This is a genomic window from Amycolatopsis sp. (assembly GCF_035546795.1).
GTDB lineage: Bacteria > Actinomycetota > Actinomycetes > Mycobacteriales > Pseudonocardiaceae > Amycolatopsis_E.
Genome location: NZ_DASZWC010000072.1, coordinates 49,039 through 72,368 on the forward strand (window position 1 = coordinate 49,039; position 23,330 = coordinate 72,368).

Here is a 23,330-nt window from a genome sequence, read left to right on the forward strand (position 1 = left end):
CGCTCACATCGCGGGACCGGCGTTCGGTTCGAGCACCCCGGTGTAGACGAGCGCGAACAGCGCCACCCCGAGCAGCACCCGGTAGATCACGAACGGCACGTAACTCCTGGTCTTGATGAACTTCATCAGCCACGCGATCACCAGGTAGCCCACGCCGAAGGCGACCAGGGTGGCCAGGATCGTCGGCCCCCACTGCGGGCTTTCCGCGCCGCCGATGTCGGTGAGCTTGTACAGCCCCGAACCGAACACCGCGGGCACGGCCAGCAGGAACGCGTACTCGGTCGCCTCCGAACGCGTGTACCCCAGCAGCAGCCCGGCGCTGACCGTGCCGCCGGAACGCGAGACCCCCGGCACGATCGCCAGCGCCTGCGCCAGCCCGTAGGCCAGGCCGTGCGGCACCGTCAGGTGGTCCAGATCCCGGTACTGGCGCCCGACCCGGTCGGCGACGAGCAGGATCATGCCGAACACGATGAGCATGGTCGCGGTGACCCGCAGATCACGGAAGGCGTGGTCGATCGCGTCCTGGAAGAACAGCCCCAGCACGACGATCGGGATCGACCCGACGATGATCAGCCAGCCGAGCCGGGCGTCGGGATGCCCGCGCCAGTCCCGTTTGTACAGCGAGAAGAACCAGGCGACCAGTATCCGGCCGATCTTCGGCGCGAAGTACAGGATCACCGCCAGTTCGGTGCCGATCTGGGTGACGGCGGTGAACGCCGCGCCGGGATCCGCCCAGCCCGCCAGCGCGGCGGTGATCCGCAGGTGCGCGCTGGAGGAGATCGGCAGGAACTCGGTCAGGCCCTGCACCAGGCCCAGCACGATGGCTTCGAGCCAGCCCATGGTCACCCTGCCTTTGCCGCATTGTGTCTGATTTGCACGATGCCGAAGGGTATCGGCCGGTCGCGCCGCGCCGACCGGCCGCCTTGGTCAAGCTCCCGATCACCGAACGTTATTCTCATGATTCATGGAGAAGCGACAGCTCGGCCGATCGGGACTTCGCGTCTCCAGGATGGCGCTGGGCACCATGAGCTGGGGCGGCGAGACCGACGCGGAGGAGGCGGCGAGCCAGCTCGTCGCCTTCGTCGACGCGGGGGGCACCCTGGTCGACACCGCGGACATCTACGCCGAGGGCGAGGGCGAGCGGATCCTGGGGTCGCTGCTGGGCGATCTGGTGCCGCGGGACGACATCGTGCTCGCCACGAAAGCGGTCGCACGCCGCACCGACGGCCCCTTCGGCGGCGGGGCGTCGCGCGGCGCTTTGCTGAGCGCGCTCGACGGCTCGCTGCGCCGCCTCGGTGTGGATCACATCGACCTGTGGCAGCTGCACGCATGGGACGAGAACGTGCCGCTGGCGGAGACGCTGTCGGCGCTGGAGTTCGCCGTCGCCACCGGGAAAGCGCGCTACGTGGGCGTGTCGAACTACGCGGGCTGGCAGCTGGCCACCGCCGCGTGCGGGACTTCGCTGGTTTCCACCCAGGTCGAATACTCGCTCGTCGAACGAGGGGTCGAGCGCGAGGTGGTGCCGGCGGCCGTGCACCACGGGATCGGGCTGCTGCCGTGGGCGCCGCTGGGCCGGGGTGTGCTGACCGGCAAGTACCGCACCGGCACCCCGGCCGACTCGCGCGGCGCGTCGGCCTCCTACGCCGGGTATGTCGAGCAGCACCGCACGGAACGTGCCGCGCGCATCGTCGAGGCGGTGTCCACGGCGGCGGACGGGCTGGGCACGTCGCCGCTGGCGGTCGCCCTGGCCTGGGTACGGGACCGGCCGGGCGTGGTGGCGCCGGTGGTCGGGGCGCGCGACACCGGCCAGCTCACCGGTTCTCTCGCGGCGGAGGAGATCACCCTGCCGCGTGCCATCAAGGCCGCGCTCGACGACGTGAGCGCGATCCAGTTCGGTTACCCGGAGCGGTGGCCCAAGTGACAAGCAGGTGACACAGACGTGACGTGGCGGGCATTGTGGAGGATGCTGAGGTCGAGTGTCGGGAGTCCCGGAGGTCGCGTGCGGAGGTCCGCCGTGGTGGTTGCGCTACCGCTGACGTGTGCGCTGCTCGCCTCGGGCTGCTCCAGCGACGCCGGCCAGGGTGACGACGCGCTCCAGATCGTGGCGAACCCGGTGGCCGCGACGGCCCCCGCCTCTCCCCAGCCCTCGGCGTCCCCGGCCGGCACGGTGCTCGGCGCCCCCGCCGTGAGCGCCGTGGCCACCGACGCGAGCACCCGAACGCTGGCCGTGGCCGTGGACGGCGCGGTCCTGCTGTACCGGCTGGACGACCTCGCCGCGGCACCGACGCGGGTCCCGGTGAGCGGCGGGGTCGAGCGGCTCAGCGCGGCGAACGGGCAGGCGCTGGCGAGCATCCCGACCCGCGGCACCGTCGCCCGCATCGCGCTGCCGGGCGGTCAGGTGAGCGAGCTGGCGGTGGCCGGGCAGCCGGCGGACGCGGTCGCCTCGGGCGATCAGACGCTCGTCGCGGTGCGGGACCGCAAGGCCGTGGAGGTCTACCAGAACGGCACGGTCGCCAAGACCATCTCCGGCAGCCTGTACAGCGCCGACGAGATCGTGCGGGCCGGTGACCAGACGGTGGTGCTGGACAGGCTGCGCACGGCCGTGTTCTCCGTCGACCCCGCCGGCGGCTCGATCGGCGAGGGCCTGCGCGCGGGCCAGGGAGCGACCAACGCGGTGGCGGACTCCTTCGGCCGGGTCCTGGTCACCGACACCCGCGCGGGGGCGCTCCTGGCGTTCTCCACGGGTCCCTTGCTACTGCGGCAGATGTACCCGGTGCCGGGCGGCGCCTACGCGATCGCCTACGACAGCGGGCGGAACCTCGCGTGGGTCACGCTGACCGAACGCAACGAGGTGGTGGGCTTCGACGTGAAGGGCGGCGAGCCGGTCGAGAAGTACCGCTTCGCCACCGTGCGCCAGCCGAACTCGGTGAGCGTCGACGAGAAGACCTCCAGGGTCGTCGTCGGCTCCGCAACGGGAGAAGGGATCCAGGTGATCCAGCCATGAAACAGCAGGAGGCGGTGGTCGACGAAGACTGGGAGTACCGCCGGCTGCAGCTACCACCGGGCGTGTCCCGGCGTGCGGCCGCGACCCAGTTGTCCATCCACGCCGAGTTCGCCGGCTGGGAGCTCTCGACCGTCCGCCTGTACTCCGACGGCACCCGGCGCGTATGGCTCCGCCGCAAACGCCGCCCCGCCGACGTCGGGTACCTGGCCTCGTAAAGCCGCCCGCGGCACCCACCCGTAGGCACGGGCGGGCGTCGTGCCCCGCCTGGCTGTTCCGGAAGAAGCGGTCCAGCACGCGGGTCCCGAACTTGAGCGCGTCCACCGGCACGCCGGCGGGCAGCGCGACGGCACCACACGCCGGGGCCACAAAGCGCGGCCACGCGCGTCCGTTGCTGCGGCGACGGGCCCCCGCCCAAGCAAGCCCGAATCCCCTAGCTGTTCCGGAAGAACCGGTCCAGCACGCGGGTCCCGAACTTGAGCGCGTCCACCGGCACGCGCTCGTCGACCCCGTGGAACAGCGCCGAGAAATCCAGTTCCGCGGGCAGTTGCAACGGCGCGAAGCCGAAGTTGCGGATGCCCAGCGACTGGAAGGACTTCGCGTCGGTGCCGCCGGAGAGCATGTACGGCAGGGTCTTCGCGCCCGGGTCCTCGGCGATCACGGCGGCGGTCATGGCGTCCACGAGCGCGCCGTCGAAGGTGGTCTCCACCGGCGGGAGCTCCATCCACTCCTTCTCGATGTCCGGCCCGAGCAGCTCGTCCAGCTCGCGGTCGAAGGCCTCCAGCCTGCCGGGCAGGATGCGGCAGTCCACGGCCGCCTCGGCGACGGACGGGATGACGTTGGACTTGTAGCCCGCGGTCAGCATCGTCGGGTTCGCGGTGTCGCGCAGGGTCGCCCCGATCATCCGGGAGATGTTGCCCAGCTTGGCGACCGCGCCGTCGATGTCGTTCTCGGGGAAGTCCCAGCCGGTGATCTCGGTGACCCCGGCGAGGAACTCGCGCACCGAATCGGTGAGCACGAGCGGGAACCGGTGGTTGCCCAGTTTCGCCACGGCTTCGGACAGTTTCGTGACCGCGTTGTCGCGGTGGATCATCGAGCCGTGCCCCGCGGTGCCGCGCACGCGCAGCTTCATCCAGCGGATGCCCTTCTCGGCCGTCTCGATGAGGTACGTGCGCACATTGTCCTTGAAGGTCACGGAAAATCCGCCGACCTCGCTGATCGCCTCGGTGACGCCCTCGAAGAGATCCGGGCGATGCTCCACGAGCCACTGCGCGCCGAACTTCCCGCCCGCCTCCTCGTCGGCGAGGAAGGCGAAGACGAGGTCACGCGGCGGGACGATGCCCTCGCGCTTGTAGTGCCGCGCCAGCGCCAGCGTCATGCCGACCATGTCCTTCATGTCGACCGCGCCCCGGCCCCACACGTAGCCGTCCTGGATGGCGCCGGAGAACGGGTGCACCGACCATTCCGACGGGTCGGCGGGCACCACGTCGAGGTGCCCGTGCACCAGCAGCGCGCCCCGGGACGGGTCGGCGCCGGGGAGCCGGGTGATCACGTTGTGCCGGTTCTTGCCGCCGGACTCCACGTACTCGATCTCGTACCCGGCTTCGGTGAGCTTCTCCGCGACGTACTCCGCCGCCGCCCGCTCGCCCACCAGCGTCTCGGGATCGCCGGTGTTGGTGGTGTCGATGCGCAGCAGTTCGCTGGTCAGGGTGACGGCCTCGGCGGCCGCGGTCTCGATCTCGCTCACCCCGCATTCCTATCACCTCAGCCGGTGAACAGCCGCGTGATCCCATAGGCCAGCGCGGCCACCGCGGCGGCGGCCGGGAACGTCAGCACCCAGCCCAGCACGATGTCCCTGGCCACGCCCCAGCGCACGGCCGACAGGCGCCGCGTCGCGCCGACGCCCATCACCGCCGACGTGATCACGTGCGTGGTGGACACCGGCGCCTTGAAGGCGAAAGCGGTGAGATACAGCACCGAAGAGCCGACCGCTTCGGCGACGAACCCGTGCGGCGGGTCGAGCGGGAACACGCGGCGCCCCAGTGTCCGCATGATCCGCAGCCCGCCGGAATACGTGCCGAGGCCGAGCGAAACCGCGCACAGCAACGTGACCCACAGCGGGACGGTGTACAGCTGCTGATGCCCGCTGGCGACCAGCGCCAGCACGATGATCCCCATGCCCTTCTGCGCGTCCTGCAGCCCGTGCCCGAGCGCGAGGCTGCCGGCGGACACGATCTGCAGCCGCCGGAACGCATGCCCGACGCGGTGCTGGTTGCGGTTGCGGAACAGCCACAGCACGGCCACCATCGCCAGATATCCCAGCACCAGCCCGACAAGCGGCGACAGCACCATCGGGATGAGCACCTTCTCGATCACCCCGCCCCAGTGCACCGATCCCGCCGAGGCCAGCGCCGCCCCGACGAGCCCGCCGACCAGCGCGTGCGACGAGGACGAGGGCAGCCCGAAGTACCAGGTGATCAGGTTCCACGCGATGGCGCCGATGAGCGCGGCGAAGACCACACTCAGCGCGGCCGAACCCGACGGCGGTTCGATCAGTCCTTTCGCGACGGTCACCGCGACCCCGGTGCTCAGCAGCGCGCCGAGCAGGTTCATCACCCCGGCCAGGATCAGCGCCGCCCGCAGCGAGAGCGCGCGGGTGGACACGGCGCTGGCGATCGCGTTCGACGCGTCGTGGAAACCGTTGGTGTAGTCGAAGAAGACGGTCAGCAGGATGACCACCACCAGCGCGACCGTACCGGCCATCAGGATTCCTTGACCGCGATGGTCTGGACCACATCCGCGACATGTTCGAACGAGTCCGCGGCCGACTCCAGCCGGTCGATGACCTCCTTCGTCTTGAGCACCGTCAGCGGATCCGCGCCGCCGCCGTTGAACAGGTGCGCCAGCAGCCGCCGGTACACCCCGTCGGCGTCGTCCTCGATGGTGTTGACCTCCTTCCAGAACGGCGCCAGCTCGGTGACCTTGCGCAGGCCCGGCATCGCCTCCGCGGTCAGCTCCGCGGCCCGGCCCAGCAGTTCGACGAGTTTTTCCACGCCCGGCGGGAAATCCTCGATCCGGTACAGCACGGCCAGGTCGGCCGCTTCGTCCATGTCGTCGAGCACGTCGTCGATCCGGGCGGCGAGGAACTGGATGTCCTGGCGGTCGAACGGGGTGATGAAGGAGGTGTTGAGCGCCAGCATGATCTCGTGCGTCACGTCGTCGCCCTGGTGCTCGATCTCACGCATCCGCGCGGAGATCGCAGCCCGCTCCCCCGGCGGCGCGGCGACGAGCTCGCTGAGCAGCCGGGCGCCCGTGACGAGGTTGGCCGCGGCCTGGGTGAGCAGTTCGAAGAACCGGTTGTCCCGGGGCGTCAGGCGCACGGAGGTCCCTTCGTCGACAGCCTTCCGACGCCACCCTACTGTGCCATCAGTTGCCGGTCCGACGGCAGCCACGGCGGAAACGGTTGCCTATAAGCAGATCGGCTGCGGACGACATCCGCCTGCTTTCGGTCGGACCGGCAACTTGGGTCCAGTCCACTTCAGAGCGGGGCTCTCACCTCGCCCGGCCACCCGGTTCCGGGCCGTCCTTTCACGACTCCAGGCGGGGCTTTCCGCTGCGCTCGATCCACTGGCGCGCCATCCGCGGCACCCGCCAGTCCAGCCGCGTCCCGGCGCTGCGCTCAAGTTTCGCCAGCACCTGACGGGCGGCCGCGAACGCCGCCTCCTGTTCGGCCGGGGTCGCGCCGCCTTGGGCGAGTTCGAGCAGTTTGATGCCCTGGGCGATCAGCGTCCGTTCCTCGGCCGTGAACCGCGACGCGCGCAGCTTTTCGGCGGCTTCCTTGGCCGCGTCCCAGGCCTTGGCGGCGTTGTCCGTGGCGGTGATGAACTGCTTCGCCATGGCCTCGGGCGGGAACTCCTCGGTGTCCAGCGCCATCGCCTCGTGGAAGGCGTCGATGAAGCGGCCCGTCGAGGGCACGGCCGGGTCCGCGAGGGCCGGCAGCCGCAGCACCCGAAGCGGATCGGACTCGTATTCGCCGTACTCCCCCGCGACCCGGCCGTAGCGGGTGCGCGCTTCGTCCCAGCGCGCACGCAAGGATTTCCCGGGCGGCACCTTCCGCGTGGCCGGCGGGACGCGCCGGTGCCCGGGTTGCGCGTGTGCCCGCCAGCGCCGGCGGACCACCGTGCGCGAGTACATGGACGTGATGACCCAGATCAGCACGATGAACGGCCACAGCAGTGGCCCGAGATCCGCAAGCGGCGGCATGTGCGCCTCCTCAAACACCGGTCTGTCCCTCCATCATGCGCCCGCCGGAGTGTGTGAGGTGTTGCCGATTCCGCCGCCGGGCAAGGAAAAACGATCAACACCGGTGGGACGAGCCGGACAACCGGTGGGAAATGCACCGGGTCCAACGGCCCTACCGGCGGCCTGTGGCGAAGGCCATCGTGACGCGGGGGTTGCCGCGCGCGAGGAGGCAAGATGGATCTGTCCGGCCTCGAGGCGCTCGGCCGTACGGAGTGCCTGCGGCTGCTGGCCGGGGTGGACGTGGGCCGCGTGGTGTTCACCATCCGGGGGCTGCCCGCGGTGCAGCCGGTGCGGTTCGCGCTGTGGCAGGAGTCGGTGTGGTTTCTGGTGCACGCGGGCAGTGACCTGTTCGGCCCCGCGCAGGACGGCGTGGTCGCGTTCGAGACCGACCACGTCGACGCCGACCTGAGCGCCGGCTGGTGGGTGACGGTGCTCGGGCGGGCGGGGACGGTGCCCGGCCGTGACCTCCCACCGCGTCTGCCCGGGTTATCCTGGCAGCTGCCCTTGCCCGTGGACGTACGGTGTGTCCGGATTCCGGTCGAGGTGGTGTCCGGCCGCAGAGTGGCAACCTGACCGCACGGAGTCTCTGTGATCGAAACCAGCGCCCGCGCGCTGCTGGACGCCGTGATGGGCCTCGCGGCGGAGCTCGAGCTGCCCGGTGTGCTGCGCCGCGTCGTGGAGTCCGCGTGCACGCTCACCGGCGCCGGGCACGGGGTGTTCGCGGTGCTGGGCGCCGAACAGGGTTTCGACGAGGTGGTCCAGCATGGCGGCGCGGCCGAGTACCGCACCATCGCCGACCTGCCGGACGGGCCGGGCACGCTGAGCCTCCCGGTCGACGTGGACGGCAAGGTCTACGGCCGGCTGTGCCTGAGCGGCAAACCGGGCGGCGCGTTCGGCGAGCGCGACCAGGAATCCGTCGCCACGCTCACCACCGCCGCCGGGATCGCGATCGGCAACGCCACCCGGTACGAGCAGGCGCTGCAGCGGGAACGCTGGCGCGCGGCGTCCCAGCAGGTCACCGCCGCGTTGCTGACCGGCGAGGACAGCGGCACCACCCTGCACACGATCGCCGAACGGGCCAGGGCGGTGGCCAACGCCTCGGGCGCGGCGGTCGCGATGCCGAGCGAGCAGGATCCCTCGATCCTGGTGTTCGAAGTGGTGGCCTCCCCCGAGCCGCAGTACCAGCGCCTGGTCGGCGCGACGGTGCCGGTCGAGGGCACCGCCAGCGGGGTCGCGTTCGCGTCCGGGCAGCCGGTGGTGGTGCGCGAGTACGGCCGGTATGTACTGCGCCAGCAGGAAGAGACGATCCGGCAGATGCCGGTGAACGTGGACGCGCTCGACTCCGCGGTCGCGGTGCCGATGATCGTCGGCGCGCAGACGCTCGGGGTCCTGCTGGTCACGAAGTTCCGGGACAAGGTGCCGTTCAGCGACACCGAGGTGGAGCTGGTGCAGGACTTCGCCGGGCACGCCGCGCTGGCCGTGGAGTTCGCCCGCGCCGAGGCCGACCGGCGGCGGCTGGCGGTATTCGAAGACCGCGATCGCATCGCCCGCGACCTGCACGACCTGGTGATCCAGCGGCTGTTCGCGGTCGGGCTCGGGCTGGAGAGCCTGCGGAAGCTGACGCAGCCGGAGGTCGCGGAGCAGGTGGCCGGGTTCGTGCGCGAACTCGACCGCACGATCCGCGACGTGCGCAACAGCATCTTCTCCCTGCAGGAGCCGGCGGAGGCGCACGCCGGGGTGCGCTCGGATCTGCTGCGGATGGCCCAGGACAGCAGCGGCATGCTCGGTTTCGAACCGCGGATCAGCTTCGACGGCCCGCTCGACGCGGCGATCACCGGCCCGGCGCGCTCGGATCTGCTGGCCACCATCCGTGAGGCGCTCTCGAACGTCGCCCGGCACGCCGGCGCGCACGCGGTGTCGGTGGAGGTGGTGGTCGATTCGGCCGGGCAGCGGCTCACGGCGCGCGTGACCGACGACGGCCGTGGCCCGGCTCCGAACACCGAGCGGCTGAGCGGGTTGACGAACCTGCAGCGGCGCGCGGCGCGGTGGAACGGGACACTGTCGGTGGGGCCCGGCGAAAACGGCGGGACGGAACTGGAGTGGACGGCCGTACTACCGCGGCGGCAGGAGGGGGCGCGATGACGATCTCGGTGTTCCTGCTCGACGACCACGAAGTGGTGCGGACGGGACTGAAAACGCTGCTGGAGGCGGAGCACGACCTGCGCGTCACGGGTGAAGCCGCGACGGCGGCCGAGGCGATGGCGCGGATCCCGGCGGTGCGCCCGGACGTGGCGATCCTCGACGTCCGGCTGCCCGACGGCGAGGGCGTCACGGTGTGCCGGGAGATCCGGGATCTGCTGGATCCGCCGCCGGGATGCCTGATGCTGACGTCCTACTCCGACGACGAGGCGTTGTTCGGCGCGGTGCTGGCGGGGGCGGCGGGCTACCTGCTCAAGCAGGTGTCGGGCTCGAACCTGGTGGAGGCGGTGCGCACCATCGCCGCGGGTGGCTCGCTGCTGGATCCGGGCCTGACCGCCGCGGTGCGGATGCGGATGCGCGGCGAAGAGCCGGATCCGAGGTACGACCAGCTCAGTCCGCAGGAACGCCGCGTGCTTGAGCTGATCGCGGCCGGGCTGACCAACCGGCAGATCGCTGAGCGACTGTTCCTCGCGGAGAAGACGATCAAGAACTACGTGTCGTCGCTGCTGCACAAGCTCGGCTTCGAACGCCGCACCGAGGCGGCCGTGTATCTGGCCAAGCGCAAGCAACGCTAGGCGCGAGACCGGTACTCGCTCGGCGGGGCGCCGAGCAGCCGCTGGAACATCGTGGTGAACGCGGCCGGGCTGCCATAGCCCAGCGACGCGGCCACCCCGGCCACCGGCCGACCGGTCGCGAGCAGCGCCACGGCGTGCAGCACACAGGCCCGTTGCCGCCACCGGGTGAAGCTCATCCCGGTCTCCGCCCGGAAAAGCCGGTACAGGGTGCGTTCGCTCACATGCAGGGCCGCCGCCCACCGTGCGGGCGGCTCGTGGATCCGTGGATCGTCCACAAAGGACTGGCACAGAGCGCGCAGGCGTTCGTCGCGCGGCAGTGGCAGGTCGAGCGGCAGCGGAGCGAGGCGGCTGATTTCGTGCAGGATCAGGCTCATCAGCGTCGCGTCGCGCCCGCGGCGGGGATGGCGCCCGGGTAGTTCGACCGCCTCGGCGATCAGCTCCCGCAGTAACGGGGAGACGTCCACGACCTGGCAATAGCGCGGGAACCAGCGCACCGCCGCCGGTTCCAGGTACAGGCTGCGCGTGCTGACGTCGATCATGGTGACCTGGTGCGCGGTCCCGGCCGGGATCAGGACCGCGCGGTGCGGCGGCACGGTCCAGGTGCCCTCCGCGGTCTCCACCCGCAGCGGGCCGGTCGCGCCGTAGAGGAACTGCGCGCGGCGATGCCGGTGCCAGTGCAGCAACGTGCCCGGCGGGTAGTCGGTGCTGATCGCGAGCACGTCGCGGTCGAGCCCGCCCACCTCGTCGATCGGCACATTGCGCACCGCACCACGATAGCTGTCCGATCCGCGAAAGAACCTGGCGAACTTTCGATTGCCCGCCGCGTCAGCGGAGACCTAACGTCGGCGCAGTGCTCACCACGATCCTGATCCTGCTCGCGTTCGGCTTTCTCAGCGGCGTCACCACTGTCCTGTTCGGATTCGGCGGCGGCTTCGTCACCGTCCCGGTGGTGGCACTCGTGGACTCCATGCACGTCGCGGTGGCCACCTCCGCGGCGGTGATGGTCGTGAACTCCGCCGGTGCGACGGTCGCGCAGTGGCGGGCGGGACGGTTACGAGCGGGGTATTTGTGGCCACTGGCCGGGTTCATCGCGCTGGGCGCCGTGCTCGGTTCGTTCGCGGCCACGTTCACCGGCGATGCCCTGCTGCGCGCCTTGTTCATCGCCTACCTCGCGGTGACCATTGTGGACAGTCTGCTGCGACGGGGTTTCCTCGCGCGCCAGGACGCGTCGCCGCGGCCGCTGAGCAGGGCGACGCGGATCGGCGGCGGCACGGCCATCGGTGCCGTGGCGGGTTTCCTCGGTGTCGGCGGTAGCGTGATGACCGTGCCCTTGTTGCGCCGCAAGGGTTTGCCGATGGCCGATGCCGCCGCGACGGCGAACCCGCTGACGGTCCCGGTGGCGGCGGTGGCGACTGTGATCTACGCCTTCGCTGGTAACAGCACCGGCGGTGGGCAGGTCGGTTCCGTCGATCTCGTCGCGGGCGCCGCGCTGCTCTGCGGCTCGCTGCCGACGATCGCGCTGCTGCGCCGGGTGGTGAACCGGATCCCCGACCGGGCCCACGCGATCGCGTACGTCGGGCTGCTCGCCGTCGCGCTGATGGCCGTCGTGCTGGAATGATGACGTTCGTGATCCGCACCGCGCACACCGCCGAACTCAGCGCCGACGTGCTGGGCGCGGCGCGTGCGCTGCTGTACGAGGTCTTCGACGACATGGCCGAGGACGACTGGGAGCACTGCCTTGGCGGGATGCACGCGCTGGCCTGGGACGGCCCGGAGCTGGTCGGACATGCCGCGCTCGTGCAGAGACGCCTGCTGCACAAGGGAAAAGCCCTGCGAGCCGGGTACGTCGAGGGCGTCGCGGTCACCCGTGAACGCCACGGCCACGGGGCGGCGATGATGGCCGAGCTGGAACGGTTCGTGCGCGGCGCCTACGACGTGGGCGCGCTGGGCGCCACCGACGAGGCCGTGCCGTTCTACCGCTCTCGCGGCTGGCTCCCGTGGCGCGGCCCCCTGTCGGCGCTCACCCCGTCCGGGCTCCGCCCGACGCCGGACGAGGAAGGCGCGGTGTACGTCTTCCCGGCCGCGCGCCCGCTTGACCTCGACGCCGCCCTCACCTGCGACTGGCGCGACGGCGACGTCTGGTAACCCGCCGGCTGTCACGAACCGGCGGGGCGCGCCGTCCTGGAAACATGACTACGACACTGGCCTATTTCGCCAAGCACCCCACGGTCCTGCTGACCACGTTCAAACGCGACGGGACACCGGTGGGCACCCCGGTGACCATCGCCGTCGAAGGCGACCACGCCTACTTCCACACCTACGACAAGGCATGGAAGGTCAAGCGGATGCGCAACAACCCCGAGGTGGAGATCGCGCCGTCCACCCTCACGGGCCGGACGACGGGCCCGGCCATGCGCGCGACCGTACGGCGGATCGACGGCGAGGAAGCCGAGCACGCCCGGCGCCTCATCGCGCGGGAACACCGGTTCCTGCACGGTTTCCTGGTGCCGCTCGCCCACCGCATGAAGCGCTACCAGACGCTGCACTACGAGCTACGGCCCCGGCCCTGACACGAGGTGGGCCTACGGCTGGCACGGGGGCGCGGATGGTTACTACTGTGGCGGTGACGCCCGAGATGGAGGATGAGCCGTGCGAGAGGCCCTGTGAGCGGCGCGCTGGACGAACCACCCAGCGCACACAGACATCTTCCGCCGACAGTCCACTCCGCCGGTGACGCCAGGGCCTTCGTGGCCGAGACCTTGCGCTCCTGGCCGGTACCGGCCGAGCTCGCCGAGGACATCGTGCTGGCGGCGTCGGAACTGGTCACCAACGCCGTCGAGCACGGGCACGGCGAGGTCGAGATCGCGTTGCGGCTTACCGGCGGCGTGGTCCGGCTTTCGGTCCGTGACGAGGCGGACGCCGAGCCGGTCCGCCGGCACCCGGACGAGCACTCGCCGCGGGGCCGCGGTCTCGCGCTGATCGAGGCGATCAGCGCGGCCTGGGGGCATCACCGCGCCGGTTCCGGGAAATGGGTGTGGGCCGAGTTCCGGTTCGGCTGAGCCGCCGCCGGTCAAGCCGGTAGTTCCGCCTCCTTCGCCGCCCAGCGGCACAGCAGCAGGCACACGTCGTCGTCGTGGTCCGCGGCATCGAGCATCTCGGCCAGGATCCGGTCCCCCGCTTCGTCGGTGGCCAGCCCGCACACCGTCTCGAACACCTCCGCCAGCCGGTCCATCCCGGTGTCGATGGGCCTGCTGCGCCGCTCCACCAGGCCGTCGGTGTAGAGCAGCGCCGTGTCGCCGGGACGCAGCGCGGTCTCGTACTCGTGGATGACGAAATCGAACGGCACCCCCATCAGCGGCGCGTTCGGCTGATCCAGCGCGCGCACGGCGCCGTCCTCGCCCGCGACGAACACCGGCAGGTGCCCGGCGTTGGCCCAGCGGATCCGGCCCGTCTCCAGCCACAGCTCCAGCACCACGGCCGTGGCCAGCAACGGACTGTGCCAGCCGCGCAGAAGTGCGTGCGTCAGCCGCAAAGTCTCGGCGGGGCCATGGCCTTCGGTGGCGTAGGCGCGCAGGGCGTTCTGGAGCTTCCCCATGATCACCGCGGCGTCGAGGCCGTGCCCGGTGACGTCCCCGACGGTGAGCACGACGCTCCCGTCGGGGCGGGTGAAGGCGTCGAACCAGTCCCCGCCGACGTTGACCCCACGCGCCGCCGGCAGGTAGCGCGCGCACAGTTCGAGGTCGCCCGGAGTGTCCAAAGTGGGCAGCATCGCACGCTGAAGTCGTTCCGCCAGCTCACGTTCACGCTCGTACTCGCCGGCGTTCCGCAGCCCGACGGCGGCCCGCGCGGCGACCGCGGCCACGAACGCCACGTCGTCTTCGCCGAACTCCTGCCCGTCGCGGCGGACGTCGAGCACGCCCAGCAGGATGGGCCCGACGGTCAGCGGGACGAGCGCGCGGCCGGGCGCGGTGACCGGTTCGCGCGTGGCCAGTACCCGTTGCACCGGCGCGTCCGGTTTGCCGCCGGGACGCGGTTGGCGGTGCACGCGCCTGTCGTCGCCGAGCAGCCACACGTCGGCCGAGGTCGCGACGCCCTCGCGGATCACCAGTCCCACCAACGCTTCCGCGACCTCGTGCCCGCGCAGCGAGGCCGACACGGAACGGCTCACGTCGTCAAGGAACGCCGAGCGCTGCCGCTGGCGTTCGACTTCGGCGTGCAGCGCGAGCAGGCCGGCGTTGGTCTGTTCCAGCTCGGTGCGGTGCATCTCCAGCTCGCGCTGCTGGCGTTCGACCGTCCGGCGCAGCTCACGCACGACGTCCTCGTGCCGGGTGTCGGTCATCGCCGCGCGCCCCCGGCGGCCACCACCACGCAGGCGTCGTCGCGGCCGCGGCCGCGCTGCCCGAGTATCCAGGCAGCGACGATGGCCGGGTCGTGCCGGAACAGACCCGGCCAGTCGTCGGCGTTCCAGCGATCGGACACCCCGTCAGTGTGCAGGACCAGCCGGCCGGATGGGGACCACGATTCGGCGGAATCCCTCGGGTTGCCGGCGTTGGCCGCCCCCACGATGCCCGGCCGCGAGAGCAACCGCCGCACCTTCTCCGGCGGGCTCGGGTAGTGGCGGACCGCGATGTTCCCGATGCCGCAGAAGCGCAGCCGCCCGTCGGCCGTGGCCAGCTGGGCCACGGCCACGGTCGCGCCGCGGGTGCGGGCCAGTGCTGACTGCATCACGCCGAGAATACGTGCCGGGTGCAGCTGCGCGCTCGCCGCCACGACGTCGACGGCGGCCTGGCTGGCGGCCGCGGCGGCGTCGCCGTGACCGAGCCCGTCGCTGAGCATCACCGTCACCAGCCCGTCCTTCTCGACCGCGGTCCACATGTCCCCGCACGAAGTCTCGCCCGGCGCGGTCAGCCGGGCGGCCCCCAGCGACAAGCCGGGCAACGCGGGTTCGCCGGTGTGCCAGCGGGCCAGCACCGACGTGCCCCGGCCGAGCAGCGTGTAGACGTCGAAGAAGTCGGCCGCGCGGCGGGCGCCACCGAGCCCGCCACCCATGGTGCCGACCGTGGAATAGCCGTCGCGCAGGCTTTCCTCCAGGCGCTCGATACCCGGCCCGCGGTCGGTGGCCAGCACGTCGAGCGCACCCGGGATGTGCAGCACCGACATCACCCCCCGGCCGGCGTGCTTGATCAGGTTCGTGGCCAGCTCCGTCGCCGCCAGCGCGACCCGGTGCACCTGCGCGGCCGGGAGCCCGGCCCGCTGGGCCGCCGCCGCGGCGAGCCGTCGGGCCCGGCTGACGTGGCTGTCGTCCGACACCACCAGGTCGGTCCGTGTCATGTCTTCCTGCGGGTGGAAATGGCGAGTTTGATCACGGTGCCCTGTCCCGGCGCCGACTCGATGTGGAACCGGTCGGCCAGCCTGCGCGCCCCGCCCAGCCCGAGGCCGAGCCCGGAGCCGGTGGTATAGCCGTCGGTCAGCGCGCGCTCGATGTCGGGAATGCCGGGCCCGGAGTCGATGAAGGTGAGCCACACCGTGCCGGTCTGCGCGGTTTCCTCGACCTCGATCTCGGCCTTCCCGCCGCCGCCGTAGACGAGCGCGTTGCGGGCCAGCTCGCTGGCCGCGGTGACCAGTTTCGTCTGCTGCACCAGGCTGAACCCGGCGGCGAGCGCGGCCTCCCTGGTGGCCTGGCGCACCAGCACGATGTCGGTCTCGGTCTGGATCACCACAGTCGTGGCAGACCCTTCCCGGCTCACGGACGTGCCGCCCGCACCACTCCGCCACCGCGGCCGAGCAGAGCCAGGGCGTCCTCGACCGACAGGGCCGTGCGCAGGCCCGGCAGCATCAGGCCGAGCTCGACGAGCGTGATCGCGACCGCCGGCCGCATACCGACGACGACCGTCCGCGCCGCCAGCAGCGACGTGGCCGCCGCGATGTCGTGCAAAGTGCGGGCCAGGAACGAATCCACCACGTCGAGCACCGAGATGTCGATCAGCACCCCGCGGGCGCGCTGCGCCACGACCTGCTCCGTGATGTGCTGCTGCAGTTCGGCGACCGAATCGTCGACGAGCTCGTCCTGGATGGTGACCAGCAGGACCCCGTCGACGTTGACGACCGGCACCCGGTTCATCCGGCGGCGTCCTGTCCGATCGTCAGCCCGAGACTGCCCAGCGCGTACTGGAACGCGTCCGAGAGCCGGGCCCTGGTCACCACGTCGCCGAGGTCGATGCCCAGCTGCACCATGGTGTGCGCGATCTGCGGGCGGATGCCGCTGATCACGCATTCGGCGCCCATCAGCCGCGCGGCCAGCGCCGTGCGCAGCAGATGCTGGGCCACCATCGTGTCGACCGTCGGTACCCCGGTGATGTCGAGGATGGCGACCTTCGCCTGCTGGTCGAGGATCGCCTCCAGGAGGCTTTCGGTGGCGACTTGGCTGCGCATGGTGTCGAGGGTGCCGATCAGCGGGATGGCGAGGATGCCCTCCCACAGGTTGATCACCGGGGTGGACAGCTCGGCGAGCTGCTCGCGCTGGCTGGCGATGGTGTCCCGGCCCGCGGAGAGCGCGGCGTCGAGCAGGATCAGGCCGAGGGTGTCCACCGCGCTGCTGAGCACCGCGGCGCCGTGGGACTCCGCGCCCTGCCCGGACTGTTCCTCGTGCCACAGCCACAGCAGCGGTTTCTTCAGCGCGCTCATCTGGCGCGCGGTCTGCGAGACCAGGTTCGTGTTGTGTTCCTGTTGCACGGCAAGGGCTTGCAGGAGCGTGCGGATGTCGGCGAAGCCCGCCGCCTCCGGATTGTCGCCCTCTCCGGCCGAAACCGCGCGGCGCAGCCCGGCGAGCACCTCACCGCCGTCGAGCACCGCCTGTTCGTGGTCGCTGCCCTGGAAGAACTGCGCGCCCGACCACTCACCCACGATCGTTTCGCCGTGCCGGTCGAGAAACTGGCTGACAATGGAGTTGATCTCCGCGTCCGTAGGTGTCGTCATCGCTCCCAAGCTCCATCGCCGCGAACGCGGTAACGTCCGCGCAAGGTTGTCCTGCTTTTGCGGCAAAGCTAAAACACCCGGCACCGGAGAACAAACCGGGGCCATGGACAAGAAGGAAGGACCGCTGTGAGAAGGCAAGAGGAGCTCGGCGCCGGTGGCAGCGCCGTCGGCGTGGAAAGCGCCGGGGACACCGGACGGATCAAGCTGCTCGGCGAGATCGACCATTCCGCCGTACGGCAGCTGGACCAGGCCGTGCACGAACTGCTCGACGGCGGCGCCACGAAACTGGTGTTCGACTTCGCGGATCTGTCGTTCTTCGATTCGGCGTGCATCAGCGCGCTGGTCCGCGCCCACTCGCAGGCGGGCGAGCGTGGCGGTGAGATCGAACTCGTCAACGTCAACCCGTACGCGCGCCGGATCCTGGATCTGACCGGCCTGAGCGACGTGTTCGCCCTCAGCGATTGAGTCGATCCGACTCAACTTTGGGAACAAACGGCGGCTCAACTTCGTCTTAAGAGGTGTGCGGCCCGATGGGCGGGCCGAAGTCTTCAGGAGGTGAGCGACATGGCGCAGTCCGCCATGCGTTCGGCAGGCACCTTGAGCCGCTGGGACCCGTTCCGTGACCTCGACCGCTGGTTCGAGGACTTCGCCGGCCGGGCCGAGCAGGCGCCCCAGGCGTGGGCGCCGCGTGCCGACGTTTCGGAGACCGAGCAGGAGTACGTGCTCGACGTCGAGCTGCCCGGGGTCGTCCGGGACGACGTCGCGGTCGAGGTGACCGGAAACCGGCTGGCCGTCACCGGCGAGCTGAAGGAGAAAGAGCGCGAAGGCCGCTTCCACCGCCGTGCCCGTCGCACCGGCAAGTTCTCTTACCGGCTCACGCTTCCGCGTGATGTCGACGGCGACAAGGTCGAGGCCGTACTCGAAGAGGGCGTGCTCACCGTCCGGGTGCCGAAGGTCGACGCGGCCAGGCCGCGCCGTATCGAGATCACCGGCAAGTAAGCGCTTTCCGCCCGTCGAAGCCAGGCCCGGGGCGCGGCGTCCCCCTCCAGCCCCGGGCCTTCCGGCGCCCCGGCCCCGCTCCCCCGAGGGGCCGGGGCGTGTTGGCCGATTCGTTGGCAGGGGGCCGGTTCACGGCTTTTCGCGCCGTCGTCCGCGCGCGTGTATTCCGTTGCCGGACCTCCCCGGTGATACTGGACCGGTGGCAGACACCCTGAGCGAACTCGCCGCGGACACCGTACTGGCCGGGCGGGTCCAGACCGTACGCATCGCCGGCGAGGGGTTCTCGGTCAGCGCGGGCCGCGAAGACGTGTCCGGCTGCGGAGTGATCAGCCTGCCGTTGCGGGTGAACGGCCGCCGGCTCGGGATGCTCAAGGCGTTCTACGAACCCGGCCGGCCACCGCCGGAGTCCACAGTGGACTTCCTGGAGCGCCGGGCGGACGAGGCCGCCGTCGCGGCGCTTCGGCACGAGGGCGAGCTCGCGGAGCGCGCCCTGCTCGCACGGCGGCTGAACGATTCCCTGCTGCACCACATCCTTTCCCTGCGCAAGCACGCGAGAGCGCTAAAACTACGCCGGGGCAACGACGCCCATGTCCAGCGCGCGGCCGAGGAGATGCTGACACTGTCCACGGCCACCTTGACCGAACTTCGCGGGCTCGTCGCGCGACTGCATCCGCCGGAGCTGGCGGGCGGGTTCGCCGAAGCGGTGCGGGCGCACGCGGCGTCGGTCGAGGCGTCGACGCGACTGCGGGTGGCGGTCGAGTGTCACGGCGAGCCCCCGGTGGAGCTGCACGAGGACGCGTACCGCATCGTCCGGGACGCGCTGGGGGACGTCATCCGCAACGAGAGTGCGACGAAGGTGACGATCCGCTTGCACCGCAACGAAATCGAAGTACAGGACGACGGCGCCGGGCTCCGCCTCGGTGCCCGCACGACCGGCTTCGGCCTCACCTCGGCGCGGGCGTACGCGGCCCGCTGGGACGGGACGGTGCTGCTGACCGACGCCGGGCCCGGTTGCCGCCTCCAGGTCCGGTTCGACGGTTTCTGAAAGCGCTTTCGAGCGGCGTCCACTCGCGATTCCGGGTAGACAGGGAAGCATGGACGACGTACGGGAACTGCTCAGTCGGACGCGGGACGAGTTGGCCGGGACAGCCCAGGCCATCAGCGGCCACCGGTTCCTGGCTCTGCTGCGCGACCATGCCGTGCCCGAGGCGAGGCTGCGCGCGCTGGCCGCCGAGCAGTACCTCATCGTGAGCAGCGACCGGCGCAGTTTCGCGCAGCTCGCCGCCCGGTTCCCCACCGGGCCCGCGAGTGACTTCTTCCTGAACCTGGCCGGAGGCGAGGGCGCGGCGCTCGGCGCGCTGCGGGGCTACGCCTTCTGGCTCGGCCTCGCCGAGGACGAAATCCGTTCGTACGAACCACTTCCCGGCGCACAGGCGTATCCGGCGTATGTATCCTGGCTGGCCCTCAACGGTTCGCCCGCCGACGTCGCGCTCGCGTTCACCGCGAACCTCGCCGCCTGGGGCGCGAACTGCGGGCAGGTCGCCTCATCGCTGCGCACGGTCTACGGTGCCGACGACGCCGCGGTGGCCTTCTTCGAGTTCTTCGCCGAGCCTCCGGCCGGTTTCGAGGAGCGCGCGCTGGTGGTCATCGACGAGGCCCTGTCCGGGGGCGCGTCGCCGGTATTGGCGCGACGGGCCACGCGACTGTTGCAGGCCTACGAGCTTTCGTTCTGGGACGCGCTGGCGGAGGGACTGTAGTGGCGCTCAGCGAGCAGCTGCGGTCGGCGGCCGACGAGATCTGGCGCGCGCAGCACGCCCACCCGTTCGTCCGCGGCCTCGGCGACGGGACGCTGCCGCCGTCCCGGTTCCGGTTCTGGATCCGGCAGGACTACGTGTTCCTCGTCGAGTACGCCCGGCTGCTGGCGCTGGCCGCCGCGCGCGCTCCCGATCTGGACACCATGACCCGGTTCGCCGAGCTGCTGAACGAAACTTTGCACGAGGAGATGTCGCTGCACCGTTCGTACTCCGCGGAACTGGGGATCGACGCTGCCGACCTGGCCCGCGAGGAGCCTGCCCCCACCACCCGTGGCTACGCGGATTTCCTGCTGCGGACGGCCGCGATCGGTGATTTCGCCGACCTGCTGGTGGGTCTGCTGCCCTGTATGTGGGGGTTCAACGAAATCGGCCTGCGGCTGGCCGCGGACGGTGCGCACGAACGCTACGGGCGCTGGGTGGAGATGTATTCGTCGCCCGAGTTCACCGCGCTGGTCGGCTGGCTGCGTGAGTTGACCGATCGGTATACCCCGACCGCGGGGCTGGAGCGGGTGTTCCTGGCCAGCAGCCGGTACGAGCTCGCGTTCTGGGAGATGGCGTGGCGCGAGGAAGGCTGGCCCGCCATCCACCGTGCCGTTCGTTACTGACCCGACGGCAGCCACCGCGGGAAATGGGTTCCTACGAGCAGATCGGCTGCAGGCCGTGCCCGCCCGACTGGTAACGCGCCCGGCTCACTCCGCGGCGCGGGTGACAGCCACGGGGCAGTCCGCGTTGCGTAGCAATGCTTTGCTGGTCGATCCGAGACCGATCGGGCCGCTCGTCCGCGAGCCCACCACCACCAGCCGCGCGTCCGGTGCCGACCGCAGGATCGCGCGCGCCGGGCGATCGTCGGCCAGTTCCCCGCGCACGGTGACATCCGGGTACTTCGCCTGCCACGGCGCCAGATACTCGTCGAGATCCACGCGGCCCGCCGAGGCTCGCACCGCCACGAGCGGGGCCTCCTGCGACGCCGCCTCCTCGAACGCGAAGCCGACAGCCGCGTCACCGCACGCCGAGCCGTCCACGCCGACGACCACCGGGCCGTCCGCGAGCGGCGTTTCCCCGCGCACCACCACAACCGGGCAGTGCGCGTGCGTCGCCAGCGCGAGCGCCACCGAACCCAGCAGCAGCCCGGTCATCCCGCCGAGCCCGCGCGAGCCGATCACGATCGTCTCCGCTTCACCGGACGCGAGCACCAGCTGCTCGCTCGGCAACCCGCGGCGCAGGCCGGTGCGCACCGGCGTGCCGGTCAGCCGCCGCGCCTCGATCCCGGCTTCGCCAAGCCATTCCCGTCCCTGTTCCACGGCGACGCCGGGACCGGCGGGGCAGGCATGCACGATGGTCAGCGGCAGCTCACGGCGCCGGGCGGCGCGGGCGGCCCAGCGCGCCGCGTCCAGGGCGGGCCACGAACCGTCGACCCCGGCCACGACGAAACGGTGCACGGCTCACCCCTCCCCTGGCCGGGCCAGCGCCGCCACCGGAGTGGCGGGGGTGGCGGTGACCGGATAGCCGAAACGCAGAATCAGCTGAGGATATCCGCTCAGCCGCAGCCGTTCCACCAGCCCGGCACGAACCTCGGGCAGCCGCAGCGGCTGGGTCAGCACCGACCCGGCCAGCCCGTCGGTGATCGCGGCCAGCCAGCCGCGCTGCAGCGCCATGCCCGCCCTCAGGTGGTCGGCGCGGGTGTCGCCTTCGGTGACCAGCACGGCCATGGTCTCGGCCCGCAGCCGTTCGGTGAGCGTGATCCGGTCGGGCACCGTGGTGCGGCCGGTGACCAGTCCCGTCCACGGTGGCGTGGAGACCTCCTCGAAACGCTCCGGGAACCGGCCGGTCCACGCCACCAGTTCACGCTGGTAGGCCCGGTCCTCGCGCAGCGTTTTCGCCGCCGTGCCGAACAGATCCGCGAGCGTGGTGAACTCCGCCAGGCCGTGCACCACCCGGAGGCCGGCCCCGGGTGCGCCGGCCGCGTCGACGAGGGAACGGAGCGCCCCGGCCGGCACGGGATGCAGGCTGAACGGAGCGCGGTAGCTGCGGCGCCGGAAGATCGCGGAGTACCGCTCGACCTCGCGGGCGGTCGCGTCCCGGCGGCCGTCGGTCCGCACGCGCGCCACCAGGCCGGGTCGCGCCGGTTCGGGGAACAACGCGGACGCGGGACGGTACCCCAGGGCCTGCACGGCGAGTTCGAGGTTGGCCAATGCCGCGCCACACGAGATCATCCGGTCCCGTCCGGTGGGGTCGTGTAGCGGCGGCCCCGCGTCGGGCCGCTCGACGAGGTCCACCACGCCGTCGCCGGGCTCCAGCGCCCAGGGCCTGCTGTGGTGCACCGACGGGGCGCGGGCCGCCGCGCCGGCCAGCACCCCGGTTTCAGTGGCGGACCAGCTCGTCATCGTGCCGCCCCCTCGGCCAAGGACCGGTACCGGGTAACGGTTTCCGGCCGTCGCCGCGGGGTCGGCGGCGCGGCGTACCCGTAGCCGATGCGCAGCACCACCTGCGGGTACGCGCGATCGCCGAGCAGGCGCCGCAGCGAAACCCGGCTGTACGGGATCTCCACCGGCTGCGACAGGAACGACGCGCTGACCCCGGCCGTCGTGCCGGTCAGCAGCACCCGCTGCATCGCCTGGCCGGTGCGCAGCTGGGCCAGCGCGGTGTCGGTGAAGGACCCGAGCACGGCCACCAGCGGATCGCGCTCGTACGGCCGCTCCGGCCTGTCGTCGGAGTCCGGATATCGGCGCAGTGTCAGCAAAGTTCCCGGTTCCGGGCGCGGCCCGCCCACCCCGGCCGGCACCCCGTCGTCACGGTCGCCGTCCCCACAGGTCCACCGGCTCAGCTCGGCCTGGAACTCCGGGTCCTCCCGCTGCAGGTACTCGGCGTGGCGCAGCAGCGCGGCCAGCTGGTCGAGATCCGCGGGCCGTTCCAGCAGCGCGAGTTCGGCGCCTTCCACGGCGGCGGCGTGCATCAGCGCGTGCCGCACCCACCGCGGCACCGGGCGTTCGGTGAAGGGGCGCCGGTTGCTGCGCCGGAACAGCACCGCCCGCGCCAGTGCCCGGTCCTCCGGCGTCGGCCGGCAGGACGAGCGCAGCATGATCGTGGCCAGCAGATCCGGCCGGGCACGCTGGGGCAGCAGCCGTACGGCCGAGGCGCGACCGGCCGCGCGCAGCGCCAGCTGGATGTTCAGAATCGCCGCGCCACAAGACAATCGCGCCTCCCTGGCATCGCCGTCGGCGACCGGGAGCACGCGCGCCGGGTCCAGCAGCACGTCGATCCGGTCGCGGCCAAGCTCGAAACGCCAGGGCTGGGTGTTGTGCGGGGACGGGGCCCGGACGGCCGCCTCCAGCGCGAGCGCGACCGGATCCGGGGGCTGTGGGTGGGTTACGGTCATCGCGGACTCCCAATGCGGGCCGGGTTCGCTTCGCACCTTCCCGCGACCGCGCCCGGGCCGGGCAGAGGACGGTGTCCCGGGTTGACGGG

General features: G+C 71.4%; 29 protein-coding genes. 15 read left to right on the forward strand and 14 right to left on the reverse strand.

What is annotated here, in order from left to right:
- Positions 1-3: 3 nt before the first annotated feature.
- Positions 4-840, reverse strand: coding sequence for an undecaprenyl-diphosphate phosphatase (locus VHD82_RS36320; RefSeq protein WP_325714088.1), 837 nt, complete (start codon positions 838-840; stop codon positions 4-6).
- Between the two features lie 124 nt (positions 841-964).
- On the opposite strand from VHD82_RS36320, the gene VHD82_RS36325 reads away from it, so the two are divergent.
- The 3 genes from VHD82_RS36325 (at position 965) to VHD82_RS36335 (ending at position 3,219) form a co-directional block, all read left to right on the forward strand.
- Positions 965-1,921 (forward strand): aldo/keto reductase, encoded by a 957-nt coding sequence (locus VHD82_RS36325; protein WP_325714090.1) that lies wholly within the window; start codon positions 965-967, stop codon positions 1,919-1,921.
- A 78-nt stretch (positions 1,922-1,999) separates the two neighbouring features.
- Entirely contained in the window at positions 2,000-3,004 is a 1,005-nt protein-coding gene (locus VHD82_RS36330) for a hypothetical protein (protein ID WP_325714092.1), read from the forward strand.
- Positions 3,001-3,219 (forward strand): DUF5703 family protein, encoded by a 219-nt coding sequence (locus VHD82_RS36335; RefSeq protein ID WP_325714094.1) that lies wholly within the window; start codon positions 3,001-3,003, stop codon positions 3,217-3,219. Before VHD82_RS36330 ends, VHD82_RS36335 begins: the two co-directional genes overlap by 4 nt.
- 215 nt (positions 3,220-3,434) lie before the next feature.
- Here the strand turns inward: VHD82_RS36335 and VHD82_RS36340 are convergent, their stop codons facing one another.
- The 4 genes from VHD82_RS36340 to VHD82_RS36355 all read right to left on the reverse strand — a co-directional run bounded on the left by VHD82_RS36340 (position 3,435) and on the right by VHD82_RS36355 (position 7,264).
- Positions 3,435-4,748, reverse strand: a complete 1,314-nt coding sequence (locus VHD82_RS36340) for a M20/M25/M40 family metallo-hydrolase (protein ID WP_325714096.1) — start codon at positions 4,746-4,748, stop codon at positions 3,435-3,437.
- A gap of 17 nt (positions 4,749-4,765) precedes the next feature.
- A complete protein-coding gene (locus VHD82_RS36345; protein ID WP_325714098.1) occupies positions 4,766-5,764 on the reverse strand; it encodes an inorganic phosphate transporter in 999 nt (332 codons plus the stop codon).
- Positions 5,764-6,381 (reverse strand): DUF47 domain-containing protein, encoded by a 618-nt coding sequence (locus VHD82_RS36350; RefSeq protein ID WP_325714100.1) that lies wholly within the window; start codon positions 6,379-6,381, stop codon positions 5,764-5,766. Before VHD82_RS36350 ends, VHD82_RS36345 begins: the two co-directional genes overlap by 1 nt.
- 208 nt (positions 6,382-6,589) lie before the next feature.
- The gene (locus VHD82_RS36355; RefSeq protein WP_325714102.1) at positions 6,590-7,264 is read right to left on the reverse strand and encodes a hypothetical protein; all 675 of its coding nucleotides are present in this window, start codon (positions 7,262-7,264) and stop codon (positions 6,590-6,592) included.
- Between the two features lie 213 nt (positions 7,265-7,477).
- On the opposite strand from VHD82_RS36355, the gene VHD82_RS36360 reads away from it, so the two are divergent.
- From VHD82_RS36360 to VHD82_RS36370, 3 genes are read left to right on the forward strand one after another with little or no spacing between them, the layout of a single operon-like run.
- Positions 7,478-7,876: a pyridoxamine 5'-phosphate oxidase family protein gene (locus VHD82_RS36360; protein ID WP_325714104.1), complete on the forward strand. Its 399-nt coding sequence runs from the start codon at positions 7,478-7,480 to the stop codon at positions 7,874-7,876.
- 15 nt (positions 7,877-7,891) lie between these two features.
- Positions 7,892-9,445, forward strand: coding sequence for a GAF domain-containing protein (locus VHD82_RS36365; RefSeq protein WP_325714106.1), 1,554 nt, complete (start codon positions 7,892-7,894; stop codon positions 9,443-9,445).
- Positions 9,442-10,077 (forward strand): response regulator transcription factor, encoded by a 636-nt coding sequence (locus tag VHD82_RS36370; RefSeq protein ID WP_325714108.1) that lies wholly within the window; start codon positions 9,442-9,444, stop codon positions 10,075-10,077. Before VHD82_RS36365 ends, VHD82_RS36370 begins: the two co-directional genes overlap by 4 nt.
- On the opposite strand, the gene VHD82_RS36375 is transcribed toward VHD82_RS36370, so the two are convergent.
- Complete coding sequence (locus VHD82_RS36375) at positions 10,074-10,841, reverse strand: helix-turn-helix transcriptional regulator (protein ID WP_325714110.1); 768 nt, start codon at positions 10,839-10,841, stop codon at positions 10,074-10,076. The genes VHD82_RS36370 and VHD82_RS36375 overlap by 4 nt on opposite strands.
- A gap of 86 nt (positions 10,842-10,927) precedes the next feature.
- Here VHD82_RS36375 and VHD82_RS36380 point away from each other — a divergent pair, with 86 nt between their 5' ends.
- The 4 genes from VHD82_RS36380 (at position 10,928) to VHD82_RS36395 (ending at position 13,136) form a co-directional block, all read left to right on the forward strand.
- Positions 10,928-11,695 carry a sulfite exporter TauE/SafE family protein gene (locus VHD82_RS36380; RefSeq protein WP_325714114.1) on the forward strand — a complete coding sequence of 256 codons (768 nt, stop codon included), beginning with the start codon at positions 10,928-10,930 and terminating at the stop codon, positions 11,693-11,695.
- A complete protein-coding gene (locus VHD82_RS36385) occupies positions 11,692-12,222 on the forward strand; it encodes a GNAT family N-acetyltransferase (protein WP_325714116.1) in 531 nt (176 codons plus the stop codon). Before VHD82_RS36380 ends, VHD82_RS36385 begins: the two co-directional genes overlap by 4 nt.
- A gap of 44 nt (positions 12,223-12,266) precedes the next feature.
- The gene (locus tag VHD82_RS36390) at positions 12,267-12,647 is read left to right on the forward strand and encodes a PPOX class F420-dependent oxidoreductase (RefSeq protein ID WP_325714117.1); all 381 of its coding nucleotides are present in this window, start codon (positions 12,267-12,269) and stop codon (positions 12,645-12,647) included.
- 93 nt (positions 12,648-12,740) lie between these two features.
- A complete protein-coding gene (locus VHD82_RS36395; RefSeq protein ID WP_325714119.1) occupies positions 12,741-13,136 on the forward strand; it encodes an ATP-binding protein in 396 nt (131 codons plus the stop codon).
- A gap of 11 nt (positions 13,137-13,147) precedes the next feature.
- Here the strand turns inward: VHD82_RS36395 and VHD82_RS36400 are convergent, their stop codons facing one another.
- The 5 genes from VHD82_RS36400 to VHD82_RS36420 are packed head-to-tail and all read right to left on the reverse strand — an operon-like array spanning position 13,148 to position 17,052.
- Positions 13,148-14,416: a PP2C family protein-serine/threonine phosphatase gene (locus tag VHD82_RS36400; RefSeq protein ID WP_325714121.1), complete on the reverse strand. Its 1,269-nt coding sequence runs from the start codon at positions 14,414-14,416 to the stop codon at positions 13,148-13,150.
- Entirely contained in the window at positions 14,413-15,408 is a 996-nt protein-coding gene (locus VHD82_RS36405) for an ATP-binding protein (protein ID WP_325714123.1), read from the reverse strand. Before VHD82_RS36405 ends, VHD82_RS36400 begins: the two co-directional genes overlap by 4 nt.
- On the reverse strand, positions 15,405-15,824 hold the full coding sequence (locus VHD82_RS36410; RefSeq protein ID WP_414637643.1) for an ATP-binding protein: 420 nt from the start codon (positions 15,822-15,824) through the stop codon (positions 15,405-15,407). Before VHD82_RS36410 ends, VHD82_RS36405 begins: the two co-directional genes overlap by 4 nt.
- Positions 15,821-16,198, reverse strand: a complete 378-nt coding sequence (locus tag VHD82_RS36415) for an STAS domain-containing protein (protein WP_325714127.1) — start codon at positions 16,196-16,198, stop codon at positions 15,821-15,823. The genes VHD82_RS36410 and VHD82_RS36415 overlap by 4 nt, the downstream gene beginning before the upstream one ends.
- Complete coding sequence (locus VHD82_RS36420; protein ID WP_325714129.1) at positions 16,195-17,052, reverse strand: STAS domain-containing protein; 858 nt, start codon at positions 17,050-17,052, stop codon at positions 16,195-16,197. Before VHD82_RS36420 ends, VHD82_RS36415 begins: the two co-directional genes overlap by 4 nt.
- A gap of 126 nt (positions 17,053-17,178) precedes the next feature.
- On the opposite strand from VHD82_RS36420, the gene VHD82_RS36425 reads away from it, so the two are divergent.
- The 5 genes from VHD82_RS36425 to tenA all read left to right on the forward strand — a co-directional run bounded on the left by VHD82_RS36425 (position 17,179) and on the right by tenA (position 20,470).
- Positions 17,179-17,517: an STAS domain-containing protein gene (locus VHD82_RS36425; protein WP_325714131.1), complete on the forward strand. Its 339-nt coding sequence runs from the start codon at positions 17,179-17,181 to the stop codon at positions 17,515-17,517.
- Between the two features lie 99 nt (positions 17,518-17,616).
- Positions 17,617-18,051 (forward strand): Hsp20/alpha crystallin family protein, encoded by a 435-nt coding sequence (locus VHD82_RS36430; protein WP_325714133.1) that lies wholly within the window; start codon positions 17,617-17,619, stop codon positions 18,049-18,051.
- Positions 18,052-18,250: 199 nt separating this feature from the next.
- Complete coding sequence (locus VHD82_RS36435; RefSeq protein WP_325714135.1) at positions 18,251-19,096, forward strand: sensor histidine kinase; 846 nt, start codon at positions 18,251-18,253, stop codon at positions 19,094-19,096.
- A 49-nt stretch (positions 19,097-19,145) separates the two neighbouring features.
- Positions 19,146-19,808 carry a transcriptional regulator gene (locus VHD82_RS36440; protein WP_325714137.1) on the forward strand — a complete coding sequence of 221 codons (663 nt, stop codon included), beginning with the start codon at positions 19,146-19,148 and terminating at the stop codon, positions 19,806-19,808.
- Positions 19,808-20,470, forward strand: coding sequence for a thiaminase II (tenA, locus tag VHD82_RS36445; RefSeq protein ID WP_325714139.1), 663 nt, complete (start codon positions 19,808-19,810; stop codon positions 20,468-20,470). The genes VHD82_RS36440 and tenA overlap by 1 nt, the downstream gene beginning before the upstream one ends.
- 84 nt (positions 20,471-20,554) lie before the next feature.
- On the opposite strand, the gene VHD82_RS36450 is transcribed toward tenA, so the two are convergent.
- The 3 genes from VHD82_RS36450 to VHD82_RS36460 are packed head-to-tail and all read right to left on the reverse strand — an operon-like array spanning position 20,555 to position 23,241.
- Positions 20,555-21,304 (reverse strand): universal stress protein, encoded by a 750-nt coding sequence (locus VHD82_RS36450; RefSeq protein ID WP_325714141.1) that lies wholly within the window; start codon positions 21,302-21,304, stop codon positions 20,555-20,557.
- 3 nt (positions 21,305-21,307) lie between these two features.
- Complete coding sequence (locus VHD82_RS36455) at positions 21,308-22,249, reverse strand: Acg family FMN-binding oxidoreductase (RefSeq protein ID WP_325714143.1); 942 nt, start codon at positions 22,247-22,249, stop codon at positions 21,308-21,310.
- On the reverse strand, positions 22,246-23,241 hold the full coding sequence (locus tag VHD82_RS36460) for an Acg family FMN-binding oxidoreductase (protein WP_325714145.1): 996 nt from the start codon (positions 23,239-23,241) through the stop codon (positions 22,246-22,248). The genes VHD82_RS36455 and VHD82_RS36460 overlap by 4 nt, the downstream gene beginning before the upstream one ends.
- Positions 23,242-23,330: the final 89 nt, after the last annotated feature.

What these genes read in the sequence shown, in the direction of transcription:
- VHD82_RS36320 (WP_325714088.1), bottom strand. Translation starts at nt 840, where the DNA reads ATGGGCTGGCTCGAAGCCATCGTGCTGGGCCTGGTGCAGGGCCTGACC.
- VHD82_RS36325 (WP_325714090.1), top strand. Translation starts at nt 965, where the DNA reads ATGGAGAAGCGACAGCTCGGCCGATCGGGACTTCGCGTCTCCAGGATG.
- VHD82_RS36335 (WP_325714094.1), top strand. Translation starts at nt 3,001, where the DNA reads ATGAAACAGCAGGAGGCGGTGGTCGACGAAGACTGGGAGTACCGCCGG.
- VHD82_RS36345 (WP_325714098.1), bottom strand. Translation starts at nt 5,764, where the DNA reads ATGGCCGGTACGGTCGCGCTGGTGGTGGTCATCCTGCTGACCGTCTTC.
- VHD82_RS36355 (WP_325714102.1), bottom strand. Translation starts at nt 7,264, where the DNA reads ATGCCGCCGCTTGCGGATCTCGGGCCACTGCTGTGGCCGTTCATCGTG.
- VHD82_RS36360 (WP_325714104.1), top strand. Translation starts at nt 7,478, where the DNA reads ATGGATCTGTCCGGCCTCGAGGCGCTCGGCCGTACGGAGTGCCTGCGG.
- VHD82_RS36370 (WP_325714108.1), top strand. Translation starts at nt 9,442, where the DNA reads ATGACGATCTCGGTGTTCCTGCTCGACGACCACGAAGTGGTGCGGACG.
- VHD82_RS36385 (WP_325714116.1), top strand. Translation starts at nt 11,692, where the DNA reads ATGATGACGTTCGTGATCCGCACCGCGCACACCGCCGAACTCAGCGCC.
- VHD82_RS36390 (WP_325714117.1), top strand. Translation starts at nt 12,267, where the DNA reads ATGACTACGACACTGGCCTATTTCGCCAAGCACCCCACGGTCCTGCTG.
- VHD82_RS36400 (WP_325714121.1), bottom strand. Translation starts at nt 14,416, where the DNA reads ATGACCGACACCCGGCACGAGGACGTCGTGCGTGAGCTGCGCCGGACG.
- VHD82_RS36405 (WP_325714123.1), bottom strand. Translation starts at nt 15,408, where the DNA reads ATGACACGGACCGACCTGGTGGTGTCGGACGACAGCCACGTCAGCCGG.
- VHD82_RS36415 (WP_325714127.1), bottom strand. Translation starts at nt 16,198, where the DNA reads ATGAACCGGGTGCCGGTCGTCAACGTCGACGGGGTCCTGCTGGTCACC.
- VHD82_RS36420 (WP_325714129.1), bottom strand. Translation starts at nt 17,052, where the DNA reads ATGACGACACCTACGGACGCGGAGATCAACTCCATTGTCAGCCAGTTT.
- VHD82_RS36430 (WP_325714133.1), top strand. Translation starts at nt 17,617, where the DNA reads ATGGCGCAGTCCGCCATGCGTTCGGCAGGCACCTTGAGCCGCTGGGAC.
- VHD82_RS36440 (WP_325714137.1), top strand. Translation starts at nt 19,146, where the DNA reads ATGGACGACGTACGGGAACTGCTCAGTCGGACGCGGGACGAGTTGGCC.
- VHD82_RS36455 (WP_325714143.1), bottom strand. Translation starts at nt 22,249, where the DNA reads ATGACGAGCTGGTCCGCCACTGAAACCGGGGTGCTGGCCGGCGCGGCG.
- VHD82_RS36460 (WP_325714145.1), bottom strand. Translation starts at nt 23,241, where the DNA reads ATGACCGTAACCCACCCACAGCCCCCGGATCCGGTCGCGCTCGCGCTG.